This is a genomic window from Vibrio sp. L85 (assembly GCF_963871815.1).
Classification (GTDB): Bacteria; Pseudomonadota; Gammaproteobacteria; order Enterobacterales; family Vibrionaceae; genus Vibrio; species Vibrio harveyi.
The window spans coordinates 68237-83932 of record NZ_CAWMYL010000012.1; the positions used below are offsets into that span (position 1 = coordinate 68237).

Below are 15696 nucleotides of genomic sequence, written 5' to 3' on the forward strand. Positions count from 1 at the left end.
AAATCCCGAAGCGTGCGATTGAGCTCAATCTTATCACTTCATTAGGGAAAATTTTGCGCGTGCTAAAACGAAAAAAGCGCAAACTGATTTCTCAATTTGCGCTTTTGTGATTGTCAGCATTACAACGCGATTATGGGCGGTAAACCTTCACGTTGTTGAAACCTTGCTCTTGCAAGTAAAGTGCTTGCAGACGGCTCATCACACCACGGTCACAGTACAGTAGGTATGTCTTAGCTTGGTCTAGATCACCAAACTGAGTACCCAGTTTGTAGAATGGAATATGTTTAACATCAACACCATCGATTTCTAGTGGGTTATCGTCTTCCTCTTCAGGGCTACGGATATCCAATACGATTGCGTGTTCTTCTACTGCTTGTACTTGCTCAACTTCTGGTGCTGCTTCCTGTGACTCTTTTGCGATATCACGGATGTCCATCATACGAGCTTCTTGAACCACTTGCTCAAGGATGCTGAAGTCGAATTTCTCTTCTTCTGCTTCTAGCTTACCTTTCACCGCTTTAACAGTTGGCTTCTTAGAGATAACACCACAGTATTCTGGCATCGTCTTCGCAAAGTCTTCTGTGCCGATTTCACGCGCTAGGTTGATGATGTCTTCTTTATCCCAGTTGATCAGCGGACGCAGAATCAGAGTATCTGTTACGTTATCGATATGGCGTAGGTTAGTTAGCGTCTGGCTCGATACCTGACCCAGTGCTTCACCTGTTACCAATGCTTCGATCTTCATCTTCTGAGCAATCATACCTGCCGCACGCATGAACATACGCTTCAGGATCACGCCCATTTGGCCGTCATCAACTTTCTCTAGGATTTCTGCAACTACAGGCTCGAAATCAACTGAGATGAAACGTACTTTTGCTGAAGAACCGTATTTGTTCCATAGGTAGTGAGAAACCTGCTTAACGCCGATTTCATGTGCTGGACCACCTAGGTTAAAGAAACAGTAATGTACTTTTGAGCCACGTTTGATATGTAGGTAGCTAGAAACACCAGAGTCGAAACCACCCGAGATCAGGCTTAGTACGTCTTCTTGTGTACCTAGAGGGAAACCACCTAGACCTTTGTGACGTGCCAACACTTGGTTTAGCTTGTCGTTAGTCACTTCAACGTTGATCGTTACGTCTGGCTTACTTAGCTTAACTCGAGCGCTTTCTACCGCTTGGTTAAGACCGCCACCTACGTAACGCTCTAACTCAATAGAAGTAAATTCGTGTTTACCACGACGCTTAGCACGCACTACGAAAGTCTTGCCTTCGATCAGTGAACCGCTTAGCTCCAACACTTGCTCGTAGATATCGTGCAAGTCTTTGAATTCAGTTTGTTTTACTTCAAGAATATGGTGAATACCTGGCGTGTGCGTCAGGATTTCTAAAACTTCAGCGTGGAACTCGTCACTCTCAGAGGTCACTTCAATGTGATCACGACGGTTGAATACCGCGACAGACTCCGTACGGCTCTTAACGATGTTACGAATGTTGCACTCTAAAATCTTTGTGAAGCGCTTACGCACAGATTCACTTTTTACAAAAATTTCTGGATGGGGCTTTACAATAAATTTCATAGTCTAGTTCGCAGGTTAGTTTCGCAATCAACAATGAGTGATACTCCACCTCGATGCTTCATACGCAGCAAAAGTGCGTTTTGGTCATAAAAGGTAGCCTGAGCTCACTTCAAAGGCGCAAGATTATACACCTAAGCGAAATGGAATGACAAAAAAAGCGAGCTAACGCTCGCTTTTAGTATAAGAACAAATATCCGCTTATTGAATTACGGGCACTTCTTCACTGTAAAGTGGTTCACCTTGCATGATGCTGATTTCAACACGGCGGTTAAGTGCGCGGTTTGCATCAGAATCGTTTGGCGCTAATGGCTCAGTATCAGCCATGCCTCGCACTCGTAAGCGTTGGTGCGAGAAGCCTCTTACTTTCTCCATCTCTTGGGCAACCGATACAGCTCGTTGCGAAGACAAGTCCCAGTTAGAACGATACAGCTCAGAATCCAGCGGTTGGTTGTCCGTATGTCCAGACACTCGAACAATACCCGGTACGTCTTTCACCAGTTCGGCAATCTGGCGTACTAGTGGTCTGAATTTCGGCTGTAAGAACGCCGATCCTTCAGGGAATGCGCCTTTCTCTCGCATTCGAATCACAATTTGCTGACCGAGGTTTTCTACTTCAATCGCGCCTTGCTCAATCTCTCGCTCCAACGCTTTCTTGATGCTTTCCATCAAGGTTTCCATCTCTTGCGACGTTTGTTCAGACTGCTGTTGTTGCATGTCTGCTTCTGCCGATTGATTGTTTTGCGTTGAAGTTTCTGGTGATTGCCCCCCCGTCAGCTTACCTTGGTCACGTTTAGTACCACCTGCTCGGTCAGATTCCCCTTCATGGAATTCCAACGTCTGCTGAGTGATGTCCATGGTTTGCTGCATGATGACATCAATTGGCGTCGGCTCAGGGCGACCCGGTCGAAATTCCTGAGCGATGATGCTGGTACCTTTTGGGATGTCCTTCACTTCAAGTTGGTTTTGTACACCAAAAGCGAACTTCATCGAGCCCGCAATTTGTTTGAACTTCAATACGTCCATTTCCGAAAACGAAAGCAGCAGTACGAAGAAACACATCAGCAGTGACATCAAGTCAGCGAATGTCCCCATCCACAGCGGGAGACCGGGTGGCGGACAATCACATTTGTTATCTTCATCCATCAGATGACCTCCGGATTACTCGTCTATCTCGAGAGCGCGTTTACCCTCGTTGAGGTAGTTCTTCAAGTAATTATCGATAACACGAGGGTTTTGACCATCTTGGATCGCCAAAACACCATCCATAATCAAACGACGGTTTAACGTTTCTTGATCGCGACGTAATGAAAGCTTGTCTGCAATTGGGAAAAACACCATGTTAGAAAGCACCGCACCGTATAGTGTGGTCAAAAGCGCTACCGCCATCGCAGGACCGATCGCTTTTGGGTCATCCATGTTTGAAAGCATGGCTACCAGACCAACCAGTGTACCGATCATCCCCATCGCAGGGGCTACGTCACCAAATGCACGAAACACGCCTGTACCTTGCGTATGGCGCTCATCGGTAAGTGCAATGTCTTTCTGTAGTGCCGCACGTACAACGTCGGCATCATGTCCATCAACCAGTAAATCGATGCCTTTCTGCATAAAGCTGTTGTTGATTTCCATCTCTTCAAGAGCGAGGAAACCACCTTTACGTGCCGCGTCTGCCATTTCAACAATCTTAGCGATCAGATCTTCTGGCTCATCGGCTTTAAACATGAACGCTTTACCTGCGATCTTTGTCGCACCGAAGAACTGCCCCATGGTGAACTTCATCAACACAACAAATGCAGAGCCACCAACTACGATTAGGATTGAGGTAACGTCTACGAACATACCGATGCTGCCGCCTAGCACCATCGCCATGATGACGAATGCAAAACCACCGATCAAACCTATTAGGGTTGCTAAATCCACAAAGCACTCCTCTCGCTATACTTAAATATTGCCTAGTCAGGCGAATTATTACTTGTATCGACAACTAGAACAGTTTTTTTAGAAAAATCTTGGTCAATACGTCACAAAAAGATCGTTTAGCTCCGAAGTCTATGATCAATATCGTCTTATCAGACCTGTCTAACGCTAATTTTGTGACAATTATATAAGGTTAAATTTGACCAACTTAGTAGGCTAAGGTAACTTGCGTGCATTCTATTAGAGGCTCTATTAAGGCAGATAAAAGATGGCGGTCAAGAAACCAGAAAATATGACCTTCGAAGCAACAATTGAAGAGCTAGATAGCTTAGTTGATCAATTAGAGAATGGCGATCTTGCCCTTGATGATGCCCTACGTAAATTTGAACGTGGCATTGCACTGGCTCGTGCTGGTCAAACAAAACTGAGCGACGCCGAACAGCGCGTAAGCATTCTTCTTAGCGAAGATGATGAAGCACCACTGAGTGACTTCAACCCTGAGTCAGAATAATAATCAGTAGTGAGCAATGTGATGCAAGAGACATTGACGTCTTATCAACAACGAAACAACCAACAACTCAATCTGTGGCTTGAGCAATTGCCTCACCAAGAACAGCCGCTGATTCAAGCGATGAAATATGGTCTGCTGCTAGGCGGCAAACGTGTTCGTCCTTTCCTTGTTTACATCACTGGTCAAATGCTGGGTTGTAAGCCAGAAGATCTCGACACGCCAGCGTCTGCTATTGAGTGTATTCACGCCTACTCTCTGATTCACGATGATCTACCTGCAATGGACGACGATGCGCTGCGTCGCGGTCAACCGACTTGCCACATTAAGTTTGATGAAGCCACAGCAATCTTGACTGGTGATGCTCTACAAACATTGGCATTCACGATTCTTGCTGAAGGTAAACTGAATCCGAACGCGGAAAGCCAGCGTATAAAGATGGTACAAGCACTAGCGCAAGCTTCTGGTGCAAGTGGCATGTGCCTTGGTCAAGCGTTAGATTTAGGTGCAGAGAATCGTCGAGTTTCTCTCGCAGATTTAGAAGAAATTCATCGCAATAAAACTGGTGCACTGATTAACTGTGCGGTCAAACTTGGTGCGTTAGCCGCAGGCGAAAAAGGCCTGGAAGTATTGCCACACCTAGAACGCTACTCAAAAGCGATCGGTCTGGCGTTTCAGGTTCAAGACGATATTCTTGATATCATTAGTGACACAGAAACACTGGGTAAGCCTCAAGGCTCAGACCAAGAGCTGAACAAGAGCACTTATCCATCTCTACTGGGTTTGGAGGGAGCAATGGAGAAAGCTCACACTCTGTTACAGGAAGCACTTCAAGCATTGGAAGCAATCCCATACAATACTCAGTTACTCGAAGAGTTCGCCCGATATGTCATCGAGCGCAAGAACTAAACTATAAGCGCGCATTTATATGACTCTTGATATTTCAAAATACCCGACACTGGCGTTAGCAAATACACCGGAGGAGTTGCGTCTTCTTCCGAAAGAAACATTGCCGACATTGTGCGATGAACTACGCACGTATCTGCTAAATTCAGTGAGTCAGTCTAGCGGACATTTAGCGTCTGGCTTAGGCACAGTAGAGCTAACGGTCGCTCTGCACTATGTATATAACACACCTGTTGACCAGTTAATCTGGGATGTGGGTCATCAGGCTTACCCACATAAGATTCTGACAGGTCGTCGTGACCAAATGCCGACTATCCGTCAAAAAGGCGGGCTTCACCCATTCCCTTGGCGCGAAGAGAGCGAGTACGACACTTTATCTGTTGGCCACTCATCGACTTCTATCAGTGCTGGTCTCGGTATGGCCATTAGCGCAGAAAAAGAAGGTCAAGGTCGTAAAGTGGTCAGCGTAATCGGTGATGGTGCCATTACGGCTGGTATGGCTTTTGAAGCAATGAACCACGCTGGTGACGTTCACCCTGACATGCTAGTGATTCTAAACGACAACGAAATGTCGATTTCAGAGAACGTAGGCGCGTTGAACAATCACCTTGCGAAAGTCCTTTCTGGCAGCTTGTACACTTCTATCCGTGAAGGCGGCAAGAAAGTGCTGTCCGGCGTCCCACCGATCAAAGAGTTGGTGCGTCGTACAGAAGAACACCTAAAAGGCATGGTCGTTCCTGGCACGTTATTCGAAGAGCTTGGCTTCAACTACATCGGTCCTATCGATGGTCACGATGTCAACGAGCTCGTCAAGACATTGAAAAACATGCGTGAGTTGAAAGGTCCACAATTCCTGCACATCATGACCAAGAAAGGTAAAGGTTATGAGCCAGCAGAAAAAGATCCTATCGGCTACCACGGTGTACCAAAGTTCGACCCATCACATAACAGTTTGCCGAAGAGCAGTGACGGCAAGCCAACCTTCTCTAAGATCTTTGGTGATTTCCTATGTGACATGGCAGCGCAAGATCCTAAGCTGATGGCGATTACACCAGCAATGCGTGAAGGCTCTGGTATGGTTCGCTTCTCAAAAGAGTACCCTGAGCAGTACTTTGACGTAGCGATCGCAGAGCAGCATGCCGTGACACTTGCAACAGGTATGGCAATTGCGGGCGATCACCCGATCGTAGCAATCTACTCTACCTTCCTACAGCGTGGTTATGATCAACTGATCCACGACGTTGCGATCATGGATTTGCCAGTGATGTTCGCTATCGACCGTGCAGGTCTGGTTGGCGCAGATGGTCAAACTCACCAAGGTGCGTTCGATCTCAGCTTTATGCGTTGTATCCCGAACATGGTAATCATGGCACCAAGTGACGAAAACGAATGTCGTCAGATGCTGTACACAGGCCACAAACACACAGGTCCAAGCGCGGTTCGTTACCCACGCGGTAGCGGTATGGGCACTGAAATCGAAAAAGACTTCACTGCACTTGAAATCGGTAAAGGTCGTATCGTGCGTAAAGGCGAGAAAGTGGCAATTCTTAGCTTCGGTACCTTCTTAGGTAACGCACTGGAGGCGGCTGAAAACCTCAACGCAACAGTTGCTGATATGCGCTTTGTTAAGCCTCTTGATGAAGCCTTGATCCGTCAGCTCGCCGCTGAGCATGATGTTCTGGTCACACTAGAAGAGAATGCGATTGCAGGTGGCGCTGGTGCAGGTGTAATTGAGTTTATGATGCAAGATAAGATCATCAAGCCAGTACTAAATCTTGGCTTGCCAGATCGCTTTATACCTCAAGGTACGCAAGACGAGCTGCACGAAGAACTTGGTTTAGACGCAAAAGGCATCGAGAAATCAATCAACGATTACCTAGCCAAGTAAATAGCGTAAAGCAATAAAATCGCGTAAACACAAAAAAGGGATGCTCTGGCATCCCTTTTGTTTATTTGTCGATGGTCAGGTACTACATCCAACCTGCGTATTTCGCCACAAAAAACAGTGCGATACCCGCCATAATGCCCGCCACGATATCATCAATCATGATACCTAAGCCGCCATGAACACGTTTATCTAACCAACCGATAGGCCACGGTTTTACCATGTCAAAGAAGCGGAACAAGATAAAACCAGTAAGTAACCATTTCCATTCTGTTAAAGGAATATTCAGTGCAGGCACTAAGCTCATGGTGATCCAAAAGCCCGCAAATTCATCCCACACGATTGAGCCATGGTCATGAACGCCCATGTCGTCTGATGTCACTTGGCAGATCTTAATGCCAATCACACAAGAGATAAGTACGGCGACCACGTATAGTGGAAAAGGCAATTGGGCTAACAATAGAAATAATGGTACAGATGCCAGTGTGCCCATAGTGCCTGGCACTACAGGTGATAAACCGCTACCAAAACCTGTCGCTAATAAATGCCACGGGTTCTTTAATGAAATCAGAGAGAGAGGGTTGGTCATTTCCTTAAACCTATACTGCAAGTTTGGTTTCAATCTTAGGCTAGAGCCTAGCTCATATCATTTAAAGTGGTCAAAGCCACTCAGATCCCAATCAAGCGGTTGATTGTTATCATGCAGCTCGAAGGTACCTTTTGGTCGAATCTGACCAATACACGTGACTTTACATCCGATATGAGACAAAGCGCTTTGTAATGAGCCACGGTTTTGCTCTGGCACAGTAAAGCACAGTTCGTATTCTTCGCCACTTGATAGAGCATACTGCTGTGCGATGACCTTATCATCTAAAAACTGAACCAGTTCTGAAGAAATTGGCAATTGGGAAACATCTAAGCTCACACCAACATCAGAACGTTTGAGGATGTGTTTGATATCAGAGATTAAACCATCAGAGATATCAATCGCAGCCGAAGCCAACCCAACAAGCGCTTGACCAGCCAAAACACGAGGTGAGCTAAGATAATGCGCTGTCTCAAGTTCCTGCGCAGCAATACGTGAGCGCAGTGAATCATCCAGAATCACATCCAGACCGGCTTTGGCATCTCCAAGGTTGCCCGTGACATAAACCCAGTCCCCGACTTTCGCCCCAGAGCGAGTCAATGCTTTCCCTTCTGGTACAAACCCTTGCACGGTGAGCGTCAGGCTCAGTGGACCTTTTGTGGTATCACCACCAATAAGTTGAATACCAAAATAATCCGCCAGCTCAAAAAATGCATCACAAAAAGGAGCGAGCCAAGCTTCATCAGGCTTAGGCATCGTCAATGCAAAGCTCACCCACGCCGGCGTTGCACCCATTGCCGCGAGATCACTAATATTTGATGCCAACGCCTTATGTGCGACCCAAGCAGGGTTTGCATCCGCAAGAAAATGGGTTCCAGCCACTAACGTATCAGTACTAATGGCAATTTGTACGTTATCTGGCGCTTTCACTAACGCACAGTCGTCACCCGCCGCTAGGTGTACGTCTTTGCGTTGGCTTTGACGTCCAACAAAGTACTTATCGATCAGATTGAATTCACCAGACATTATTCACTTACTTTTTGATGGAAAAGCTTTTGATACAAAAAAGGTCAGCATCTGCTGACCTTTTTAATGAAGAAATCGTTATTTCTTACGTACGTGTGGCGCCGCTTTATCTAGCACACCATTCACAAATTTGTGGCTGTCTTCTGCCGCGAATACTTTTGCAAGTTCAATCGCTTCGTTGATTACCACTTTGTAAGGAACATCTTCGCGACGAGTCATCTCGTACATAGCAAGACGAAGAAGAGCAAGTTCCATCATGTCTAGGTCCTGCATTGGACGAGACACGTATGGACGGATTTTGCTATCTAGCTCAGAGTGGCTAAGTACAACACCGCTTAGTAGTTCACGGAAGTAAGCTACGTCTGTTTCTGGAGCAGCAAGTGCAGGCTCAGATGCGTGAAGTTCTTCTTCATCGTATTTGTCGCCAGACAAAAACTGTTCTTCGATCGTGGCAACATTATCTTTAGTAATTTGCCATGAATAGATCGCTTGTAGAGCGAATTGACGTGCGTTACGACGTGCGGCTGGTTTCACACTGGCCCCCATTAGGAATCAATTTCAGATAGTACATTAATCATTTCAAGTGCGCTTAGTGCAGCCTCTGCACCTTTATTACCAGCCTTGGTTCCTGCGCGTTCAATCGCTTGATCGATAGTATCAACAGTCAATACACCAAATGCTACTGGAAGACTGTACTCCAGAGAAACTTGTGCAAGACCCTTGTTACACTCACTACAAACATAGTCAAAGTGCGGTGTACCGCCACGAATTACTGTACCTAGAGATACGATTGCATCGTACTTACCAGTTTTAGCAACACGTTGAGCTACTAGAGGTAGTTCTACGGCACCTGGGCAACGAACAACAGTGATGTTGTCTTCGCTTACTTGTCCGTGACGCTTTAGTGTATCGATCGCACCAGATAGTAGGCTTTCGTTAATAAAACTGTTGAAACGAGAAATAACGATAGCAATTTTTGCATTTGGCGCTGGGAAGCCACCCTCGATCACTTTCATAAGCTTTCCTTTAACTCTATTTATAAGTGAAAATTGTTCATCAAGTGAGAATCGCCGGATTCTATCACAATTTTGTGAGCAATATCTAATGGAAATTGGGGACGAATCACGAGTTCCTCGCCTTAGCGACGATAAGTGCGTGTAAGACTAGGAACTCGCTGGTCAGTTATTATTCGCAGACGTACTCAACCACATTCAGACCAAAACCGCCGAGTGCGTGGTACTTCTTGTTGGTTGAAGAAAGCAGGCGCATATCGTGAATGCCCAGATCAGCAAGGATTTGAGAGCCGACACCCACTCGGCGTGACGTACCTTGCTTCTTAGCAAGCGTTGGTGCTTCGCCTTTGTCTTGTGCTTCAAACATTTTCACTCGGTGAATAAGCAGATCGGTTGACTCTTCGTTGCCAAGTACAACCAGAACACCACCTTCTTCGCCAATGCGCTTCATTGCTTTCTCAAGTGTCCAGCTACGCTCTGCGTTGCGGTCACTTCGAAGGACATCGGTAAATACATCTTGTAAATGAACGCGGACCAATGGCGCTTCAGAAGCAAGGTCGCCCTTACACATTGCGTAGTGCACTTGGTTATCAATCGTGTCTTTGTAAGTCACAAGCGTGAACTCACCGAACTCTGTTGGCAATGCACACTCAGCAACACGTTCAATCGTTGTTTCGGTGTTATTGCGGTATTCAATCAAGTCCGCAATAGTACCTAGCTTTAAGCCGTGCTTTTCAGCAAATACTTCAAGATCAGGACGACGTGCCATCGTGCCGTCGTCGTTTAGGATCTCAACGATAACCGATGCTGGCTCTAGACCTGCAAGGCGAGCCAAATCGCAGCCTGCTTCTGTATGACCAGCGCGAGTTAGAACGCCACCATCTTGTGCTGCTAGAGGGAAGATATGACCAGGTTGAACTAAATCAGCTGCTTTCGCATTTGGCGCAACGGCAGCTTGTACAGTGCGAGCACGGTCTGCGGCAGAGATACCTGTCGTAACACCTTCAGCCGCTTCAATAGAAACGGTAAAGTTCGTGGTGTATTGCGCATTGTTGTCTTGCACCATTGGCGGTAAACCAAGGCTTTCACAACGTGCTTTTGTCATGGTTAGACAGATCAAGCCACGACCATGCGTAGCCATAAAGTTGATTGCTTCCGGCGTAATGTGCTCGGCAGCCATGATCAAATCACCTTCATTCTCGCGGTCTTCATCATCCATCAGGATGACCATTTTGCCCGCGCGAATGTCATCAATAATTTCTTGAGGCGTGCTGATAGGCATATTCTGTTTCCCGTTATTCATAAATTTATTATTGCAGCAGCAATACGTTTAACGTTTCGGTTAGCCATGTCTACTGGCTTTAGCGCAGTTTGCAGCCAACCCTTATTAAGTCAATTAACCTGATAACGTTCTGTGATTATTGTCGGTTTCGCCTACGCAAAACCATTTTGCTGCAAGAAGTCCATGGTAATACGTGACTCTTGCGATTCTTCTTTTTGACCTTGTAGCAAGCGTTCCATGTAGCGAGCCAGTACATCCACTTCTAGGTTCACTTTGCGACCCACCTGGAACTGATCAATCGTGGTCTCTTCACTGGTGTGAGGAACAATCGTCAATTTAAAACCATTTTTACGTAGGTCATTGACGGTCAGACTAATTCCATCCACTGTGATCGAGCCTTTTTCTGCGACGTACTTACTGATTTCAGCAGGCATTTCTACCCAGAATTCAATCGCTCGACCAACTTGGTTGCGCTCAACAATCACGCCCACGCCATCGACGTGACCAGACACAATGTGCCCACCAAAACGTGTCGTTGGTAACATGGCCTTTTCCAGGTTCACTTTATCGCCAACTTGGTAAGCGGCAAAACCTGTTTTATTCAGCGTTTCCAGTGATAAGTCAGCACTGTAATAGTTGCTACCGAAGTCGACGACCGTCAAGCACACACCATTCGTTGCGATACTGTCCCCCAACTTAACGTCAGACATATCCAACTTGCCAACTTCGACCGTAACGGTAATGTCTTCGCCTTTTGGCGTGATTGCAGTTAGTTTGCCAACTGCTTCTACAATTCCTGTAAACATAATGCTTCTTTCTAGCTTTGGTTGCGTTTGACGGTTGCGGTAATACGAATATCCACCCCTACCATTCGAACGTCGGTAATAGTTAAATCGATAACTTGTGCCATATCGGTTAGCCCAAGAGCACCAATCAAACCTCGCCCATCGCTGCCCATTAATTTAGGAGCAAGATAAACAATCAGTTCATCTACAAGGTTAGCTTTGATTAATGAACTCGCGAATGTAGCGCCAGCTTCAACCCACAAGTGATTAATATGATATTCGCTCGCTACAGCTTTTAATGTCGCCGTTAAGTCAATTTGACCATTTTCCGTCAGCTCAGGCGCAATATCGCCGTCGTGACTAACAATAATACGCTCACCGTCAGTATTGAATAGTTTTAGATCATCGCTAAGTTGAGACTGGCGATCGAAAATCACACGAGGAGGCTGACGAACTTCATCTTGAGGATATTGAGCTTGCACACTGCATGGCAGGTCATCCCAACGCACGTTCAGCGATGCATTGTCATCAATGACTGTCTTACTGGTCGAGAGAATAGCGCCACTCAACGCTCGATAACGCTGTACATCTTGGCGAGCCTTTGGGGAGGTGATCCATTGACTCTGACCATTATTGAGTGCACTTTGCCCATCGAGGCTGGCTGCCATTTTCAACTGAACATAAGGCATGCCAGTTTGCATGAACTTGATAAACCCTTTGTTCAGCTCGATCGCATCGCTTTCTAATAAGCCAACTTGAACGTCTACCCCCGCATCGCGCAGCATTTGAAAACCGCGTCCTGCAACTTTCGGGTTTGGATCTTCCATTGCACAAACAACACGTGCGACTTTGGCTTTGATTAGCCCCTCTGCACAAGGTGGCGTACGACCATAATGAGAGCAAGGTTCCAGTGTCACATATGCCGTTGCGCCTTCAGCTTTATTACCAGCCATACGCATCGCGTGAACTTCAGCATGAGGTTCCCCCGCACGATGGTGATGACCTTCGCCAACAATCTCACCGTCACGGACAATAACGCAGCCTACATTCGGGTTAGGTGCCGTTGTATAAATGCCGCGCTTCGCTAACTTGAGCGCACGCGACATCATTTCGAAATCTTGAGAGGTAAATTCTGAAGAGAGAGATTGTTGAGCCATGATTCAATCAGTCTTCTAGGCGAGCAATTTCTTCGCCGAATTCACGGATGTCTTCAAAGCTACGATAAACTGATGCAAAGCGGATATAAGCGACTTTATCCAGCTCTTTCAATTGATCCATAACCAAATTACCAATCATTTCACTTGGTACTTCACGTTCACCAGTTGCACGCAGTTGGGACTTTATCATGCTGATGGCTAGCTCAATAGAGTCAGCACTAACTGGACGTTTTTCTAAGGCACGTTGAATACCACCAACCATTTTATCTTCATCAAATGGTTCACGGTTACCGTTAGATTTAATCACTTTCGGCATCACCAACTCTGCGGTCTCAAACGTTGTAAAACGTTCACTGCACGCAAGGCATTGACGACGACGACGCACTTGATGCCCATCAGCAACCAAGCGTGAATCAATTACTTTTGTGTCGTTCTCAGAACAAAAAGGACAATGCATATCACCTCCAAATAGCTTGCAATTGGGTTCGTCCCAAAAGCAAGACTAGTGTAGCGGAATTGCTATGTTAGAGAAAACAAAAAGGGGCATCGCTGCCCCTTTTTCAATCAATATCAAACGGTTTCTGTTAACTGCGTGCTAAGTAGTTCGCTTTACCAACCCATTTGTAGCTGGTCAGTTCTTCCAAACCCATAGGACCACGAGCATGCAGTTTCTGAGTTGATACCGCAACTTCGGCACCTAAACCAAACTGAGCACCGTCAGTAAAACGTGTTGCGGCATTTACGTAAACCGCCGCAGAACCGACAGAGTTAATGAACAATTCTGAGTTTTGTAGGCTGTTTGTCATGATCGCATCTGAGTGGCTCGCGTTGTGAACGCGCATGTGATCAATCGCTTCTTTCACATCAGCAACCACTTTTATACCTAGCGTGTAACTTAGCCATTCCGTATCAAAATCACCTTCACCCGCATCACGAATTTGTTTCGCTTGTGCCATCAGTGCTTTTGCTTTTGGCTCTGCGACAAAAGTTACGTTTTCGTTCATGCGCTCTACGATCATTGGCAGGAACTGCGCAGCGATATTCTCGTGAACCAGCAAAGTATCTAGCGAGTTACATGCGGACGGACGTTGAACTTTTGAGTTTTCAACAACATTGAGTGATTTCTCTAGCTCTGCTGATTCATCAACAAAAATGTGGCTAATACCAAAACCACCAATGATCACTGGAATGGTGCTGTTCTCTTTACACATTTTGTGTAGACCAGCGCCACCACGTGGAATGATCATATCGACGTAGTCGTCTAGCTTAAGTAATTGAGAAACCAACTCACGATCCGGTTTTTCGATGTATTGAACAGAAGCCGCTGGCAAGTTTGCTTTCGCAAGTGCCGATTGGATAACCTTCACCAGCTCCATATTAGAGAAAAATGTCTCTTTACCACCACGTAGGATGCTTGCATTACCTGTTTTTAGACACAAAGCAGCAATATCGATGGTTACATTCGGACGCGCTTCGTAAATCACACCAACTACACCAAGTGGCACGCGACGACGAGACAGAGACATGCCGTTTTCTAGCACTTTGCTGTCAATTTCACTGCCCACAGGATCGTTAAGGCTGATCACATTACGAACATCGTTAGCAATACCCGTTAAGCGCTCTTCATTCAGTAAAAGGCGGTCAAGTAATGCATCCGTTAGACCCGCTTCGCGACCTAACTCAATATCTTTTGCGTTTGCAGCCAAAATAGTTGCTGCATTTGCTTCTAGCTCATCGGCGATAATGGCTAGTGCTTGGTTCTTTTGTGCGGTTGACGCTGTCGCCAATTCGAAAGCTGCATCTTTGGCAGCTTTACCCATATTCGTTAAATCCACTTTGCTTCCCTCAATTTCTATTCTTGAATGACGACAAGATCATCGCGATGAATCACTTCTGAGCCGTAGTCATGACCCAAAATAGAGATGATATCTTTACTGTGCTTACCTGCAATTTTCGCTAGGTCTTCACTTGAGTAGGCACTGATACCACGAGCAACCAGTTTACCGTGGGAGTTTGTCACGCGGGCGACTTCGCCACGAGCAAAATCACCACTTACTTTAATAACGCCTTTCGCAAGCAGACTACTGCCCTTACCTACAACCGCGTTAACGGCACCGTCATCAATAATGATGTCACCAGACGCCGCAGGACCGGCTAAGATCCAACGCTTACGGTTTTCTAGTGCTTCAGAACACGGTAGGAAACGTGTGCCTTGTGGCTCTGAACTCAATGAGTCAAAGATAACATTTGGTGCGCTACCAGCGGCGATAATAACTTCAATACCTGCACGGCGAGCTATGTCTGCCGCTTGAAGTTTGGTTGCCATGCCGCCCGTACCTAGCGTTGTGCCACTACCACCTGCAATTTTACGCAAAGTATCATCGATAGTTTTCACTTCTTTGATCAGCTCAGCATTCGGATCTTTACGTGGGTCTGCGGTAAACAAACCTTTTTGATCAGTCAGGAGCAGCAATTTGTCTGCACCACACAAAATCCCCACCAAAGCAGACAAGTTATCGTTATCACCTACTTTGATTTCATTTGTAGCGACAGCATCGTTTTCATTAACGATAGGGATAATGTCATTCGCAACCAACGCATTAATGGTATCACGTGCGTTAAGGAAACGTTCACGATCGTCCAAATCAGCGCGAGTCAGTAGCATCTGACCAATTTTGATACCGTAAATACCAAACAAAGACTCCCATGTTTGAATCAGACGGCTCTGACCCACGGCTGCAAGCAACTGTTTGCTCGCCATCGCGTTGGGCAGTGCGGGGTATCCAAGATGCTCACGGCCTGCTGCAATCGCACCAGACGAAACCATTACTACTGAATGGCCTTGTTTTTTAAGCTCAGCACATTGACGAGCCAGCTCTACCATATGAGCACGGTCTAACGCCAAAGTGCCGCCTGTCAGCACACTTGTACCCAGTTTCACAACGACGGTCTGTGGTTGTGAAACAACTGCATTCTGTTGATTCGTTGTCATGATGTCTTCTGAAATGAAAAACAAATAAAGAGTGGATGTTTTAGCAATCAAATGGGGATT

The 15696-nt window shown here is 46.2% G+C and carries 16 protein-coding genes; 3 read left to right on the top strand and 13 right to left on the bottom strand.

The features are described 5' to 3' along the window. Positions 1-130: 130 nt before the first annotated feature. From thiI to pomA, 3 genes are all read right to left on the bottom strand, one after another. Positions 131-1579 carry a tRNA uracil 4-sulfurtransferase ThiI gene (gene thiI / locus AACR11_RS02400; protein WP_029789185.1) on the bottom strand — a complete coding sequence of 483 codons (1449 nt, stop codon included), beginning with the start codon at positions 1577-1579 and terminating at the stop codon, positions 131-133. A gap of 198 nt (positions 1580-1777) precedes the next feature. Next, complete coding sequence (locus AACR11_RS02405; protein WP_005447588.1) at positions 1778-2722, bottom strand: flagellar motor protein MotB; 945 nt, start codon at positions 2720-2722, stop codon at positions 1778-1780. 15 nt (positions 2723-2737) lie between these two features. Then, a complete protein-coding gene (gene pomA / locus AACR11_RS02410) occupies positions 2738-3499 on the bottom strand; it encodes a flagellar motor protein PomA (RefSeq protein ID WP_079325522.1) in 762 nt (253 codons plus the stop codon). A 265-nt stretch (positions 3500-3764) separates the two neighbouring features. Here pomA and xseB point away from each other — a divergent pair, with 265 nt between their 5' ends. Genes xseB through dxs form a run of 3 tightly spaced genes read left to right on the top strand, consistent with a single transcriptional unit; the run spans position 3765 to position 6798 of the window. Continuing rightward, positions 3765-4007: an exodeoxyribonuclease VII small subunit gene (xseB, locus tag AACR11_RS02415; protein WP_005427560.1), complete on the top strand. Its 243-nt coding sequence runs from the start codon at positions 3765-3767 to the stop codon at positions 4005-4007. Between the two features lie 21 nt (positions 4008-4028). Next, entirely contained in the window at positions 4029-4913 is an 885-nt protein-coding gene (gene ispA / locus AACR11_RS02420; protein WP_005447589.1) for a (2E,6E)-farnesyl diphosphate synthase, read from the top strand. A 19-nt stretch (positions 4914-4932) separates the two neighbouring features. Continuing rightward, positions 4933-6798 (top strand): 1-deoxy-D-xylulose-5-phosphate synthase, encoded by a 1866-nt coding sequence (gene dxs / locus AACR11_RS02425; RefSeq protein ID WP_029789186.1) that lies wholly within the window; start codon positions 4933-4935, stop codon positions 6796-6798. An 82-nt stretch (positions 6799-6880) separates the two neighbouring features. Here dxs and pgpA read toward each other — a convergent pair whose 3' ends face one another. From pgpA to proB, 10 genes are all read right to left on the bottom strand, one after another. Further along, complete coding sequence (pgpA, locus tag AACR11_RS02430; protein WP_009697721.1) at positions 6881-7384, bottom strand: phosphatidylglycerophosphatase A; 504 nt, start codon at positions 7382-7384, stop codon at positions 6881-6883. Between the two features lie 57 nt (positions 7385-7441). Then, entirely contained in the window at positions 7442-8407 is a 966-nt protein-coding gene (thiL, locus tag AACR11_RS02435; protein ID WP_005447592.1) for a thiamine-phosphate kinase, read from the bottom strand. 78 nt (positions 8408-8485) lie between these two features. Beyond that, on the bottom strand, positions 8486-8953 hold the full coding sequence (nusB, locus tag AACR11_RS02440) for a transcription antitermination factor NusB (protein ID WP_005440182.1): 468 nt from the start codon (positions 8951-8953) through the stop codon (positions 8486-8488). Then, a complete protein-coding gene (gene ribH, locus AACR11_RS02445) occupies positions 8953-9423 on the bottom strand; it encodes a 6,7-dimethyl-8-ribityllumazine synthase (RefSeq protein ID WP_005440184.1) in 471 nt (156 codons plus the stop codon). The genes nusB and ribH overlap by 1 nt, the downstream gene beginning before the upstream one ends. A gap of 169 nt (positions 9424-9592) precedes the next feature. Continuing rightward, the gene (ribBA, locus tag AACR11_RS02450) at positions 9593-10702 is read right to left on the bottom strand and encodes a bifunctional 3,4-dihydroxy-2-butanone-4-phosphate synthase/GTP cyclohydrolase II (protein ID WP_005447594.1); all 1110 of its coding nucleotides are present in this window, start codon (positions 10700-10702) and stop codon (positions 9593-9595) included. A gap of 152 nt (positions 10703-10854) precedes the next feature. Beyond that, complete coding sequence (locus AACR11_RS02455; protein ID WP_029789187.1) at positions 10855-11508, bottom strand: riboflavin synthase; 654 nt, start codon at positions 11506-11508, stop codon at positions 10855-10857. Positions 11509-11519: 11 nt separating this feature from the next. Beyond that, a complete protein-coding gene (gene ribD, locus AACR11_RS02460; protein ID WP_029789188.1) occupies positions 11520-12644 on the bottom strand; it encodes a bifunctional diaminohydroxyphosphoribosylaminopyrimidine deaminase/5-amino-6-(5-phosphoribosylamino)uracil reductase RibD in 1125 nt (374 codons plus the stop codon). 7 nt (positions 12645-12651) lie between these two features. Then, positions 12652-13101, bottom strand: coding sequence for a transcriptional regulator NrdR (gene nrdR, locus AACR11_RS02465; RefSeq protein WP_005424846.1), 450 nt, complete (start codon positions 13099-13101; stop codon positions 12652-12654). A gap of 127 nt (positions 13102-13228) precedes the next feature. Next, on the bottom strand, positions 13229-14479 hold the full coding sequence (locus AACR11_RS02470) for a glutamate-5-semialdehyde dehydrogenase (RefSeq protein ID WP_029789189.1): 1251 nt from the start codon (positions 14477-14479) through the stop codon (positions 13229-13231). Positions 14480-14496: 17 nt separating this feature from the next. Continuing rightward, positions 14497-15636, bottom strand: a complete 1140-nt coding sequence (gene proB, locus AACR11_RS02475; RefSeq protein WP_005447599.1) for a glutamate 5-kinase — start codon at positions 15634-15636, stop codon at positions 14497-14499. Positions 15637-15696 lie beyond the last annotated feature (60 nt).

What these genes read in the sequence shown, in the direction of transcription:
- nrdR (WP_005424846.1), bottom strand. Translation starts at nt 13,101, where the DNA reads ATGCATTGTCCTTTTTGTTCTGAGAACGACACAAAAGTAATTGATTCA.
- xseB (WP_005427560.1), top strand. Translation starts at nt 3,765, where the DNA reads ATGGCGGTCAAGAAACCAGAAAATATGACCTTCGAAGCAACAATTGAA.
- proB (WP_005447599.1), bottom strand. Translation starts at nt 15,636, where the DNA reads ATGACAACGAATCAACAGAATGCAGTTGTTTCACAACCACAGACCGTC.
- ribD (WP_029789188.1), bottom strand. Translation starts at nt 12,644, where the DNA reads ATGGCTCAACAATCTCTCTCTTCAGAATTTACCTCTCAAGATTTCGAA.
- thiI (WP_029789185.1), bottom strand. Translation starts at nt 1,579, where the DNA reads ATGAAATTTATTGTAAAGCCCCATCCAGAAATTTTTGTAAAAAGTGAA.
- ribH (WP_005440184.1), bottom strand. Translation starts at nt 9,423, where the DNA reads ATGAAAGTGATCGAGGGTGGCTTCCCAGCGCCAAATGCAAAAATTGCT.
- nusB (WP_005440182.1), bottom strand. Translation starts at nt 8,953, where the DNA reads ATGGGGGCCAGTGTGAAACCAGCCGCACGTCGTAACGCACGTCAATTC.
- dxs (WP_029789186.1), top strand. Translation starts at nt 4,933, where the DNA reads ATGACTCTTGATATTTCAAAATACCCGACACTGGCGTTAGCAAATACA.
- ribBA (WP_005447594.1), bottom strand. Translation starts at nt 10,702, where the DNA reads ATGCCTATCAGCACGCCTCAAGAAATTATTGATGACATTCGCGCGGGC.
- thiL (WP_005447592.1), bottom strand. Translation starts at nt 8,407, where the DNA reads ATGTCTGGTGAATTCAATCTGATCGATAAGTACTTTGTTGGACGTCAA.
- ispA (WP_005447589.1), top strand. Translation starts at nt 4,029, where the DNA reads ATGCAAGAGACATTGACGTCTTATCAACAACGAAACAACCAACAACTC.
- pgpA (WP_009697721.1), bottom strand. Translation starts at nt 7,384, where the DNA reads ATGACCAACCCTCTCTCTCTGATTTCATTAAAGAACCCGTGGCATTTA.
- AACR11_RS02455 (WP_029789187.1), bottom strand. Translation starts at nt 11,508, where the DNA reads ATGTTTACAGGAATTGTAGAAGCAGTTGGCAAACTAACTGCAATCACG.
- AACR11_RS02405 (WP_005447588.1), bottom strand. Translation starts at nt 2,722, where the DNA reads ATGGATGAAGATAACAAATGTGATTGTCCGCCACCCGGTCTCCCGCTG.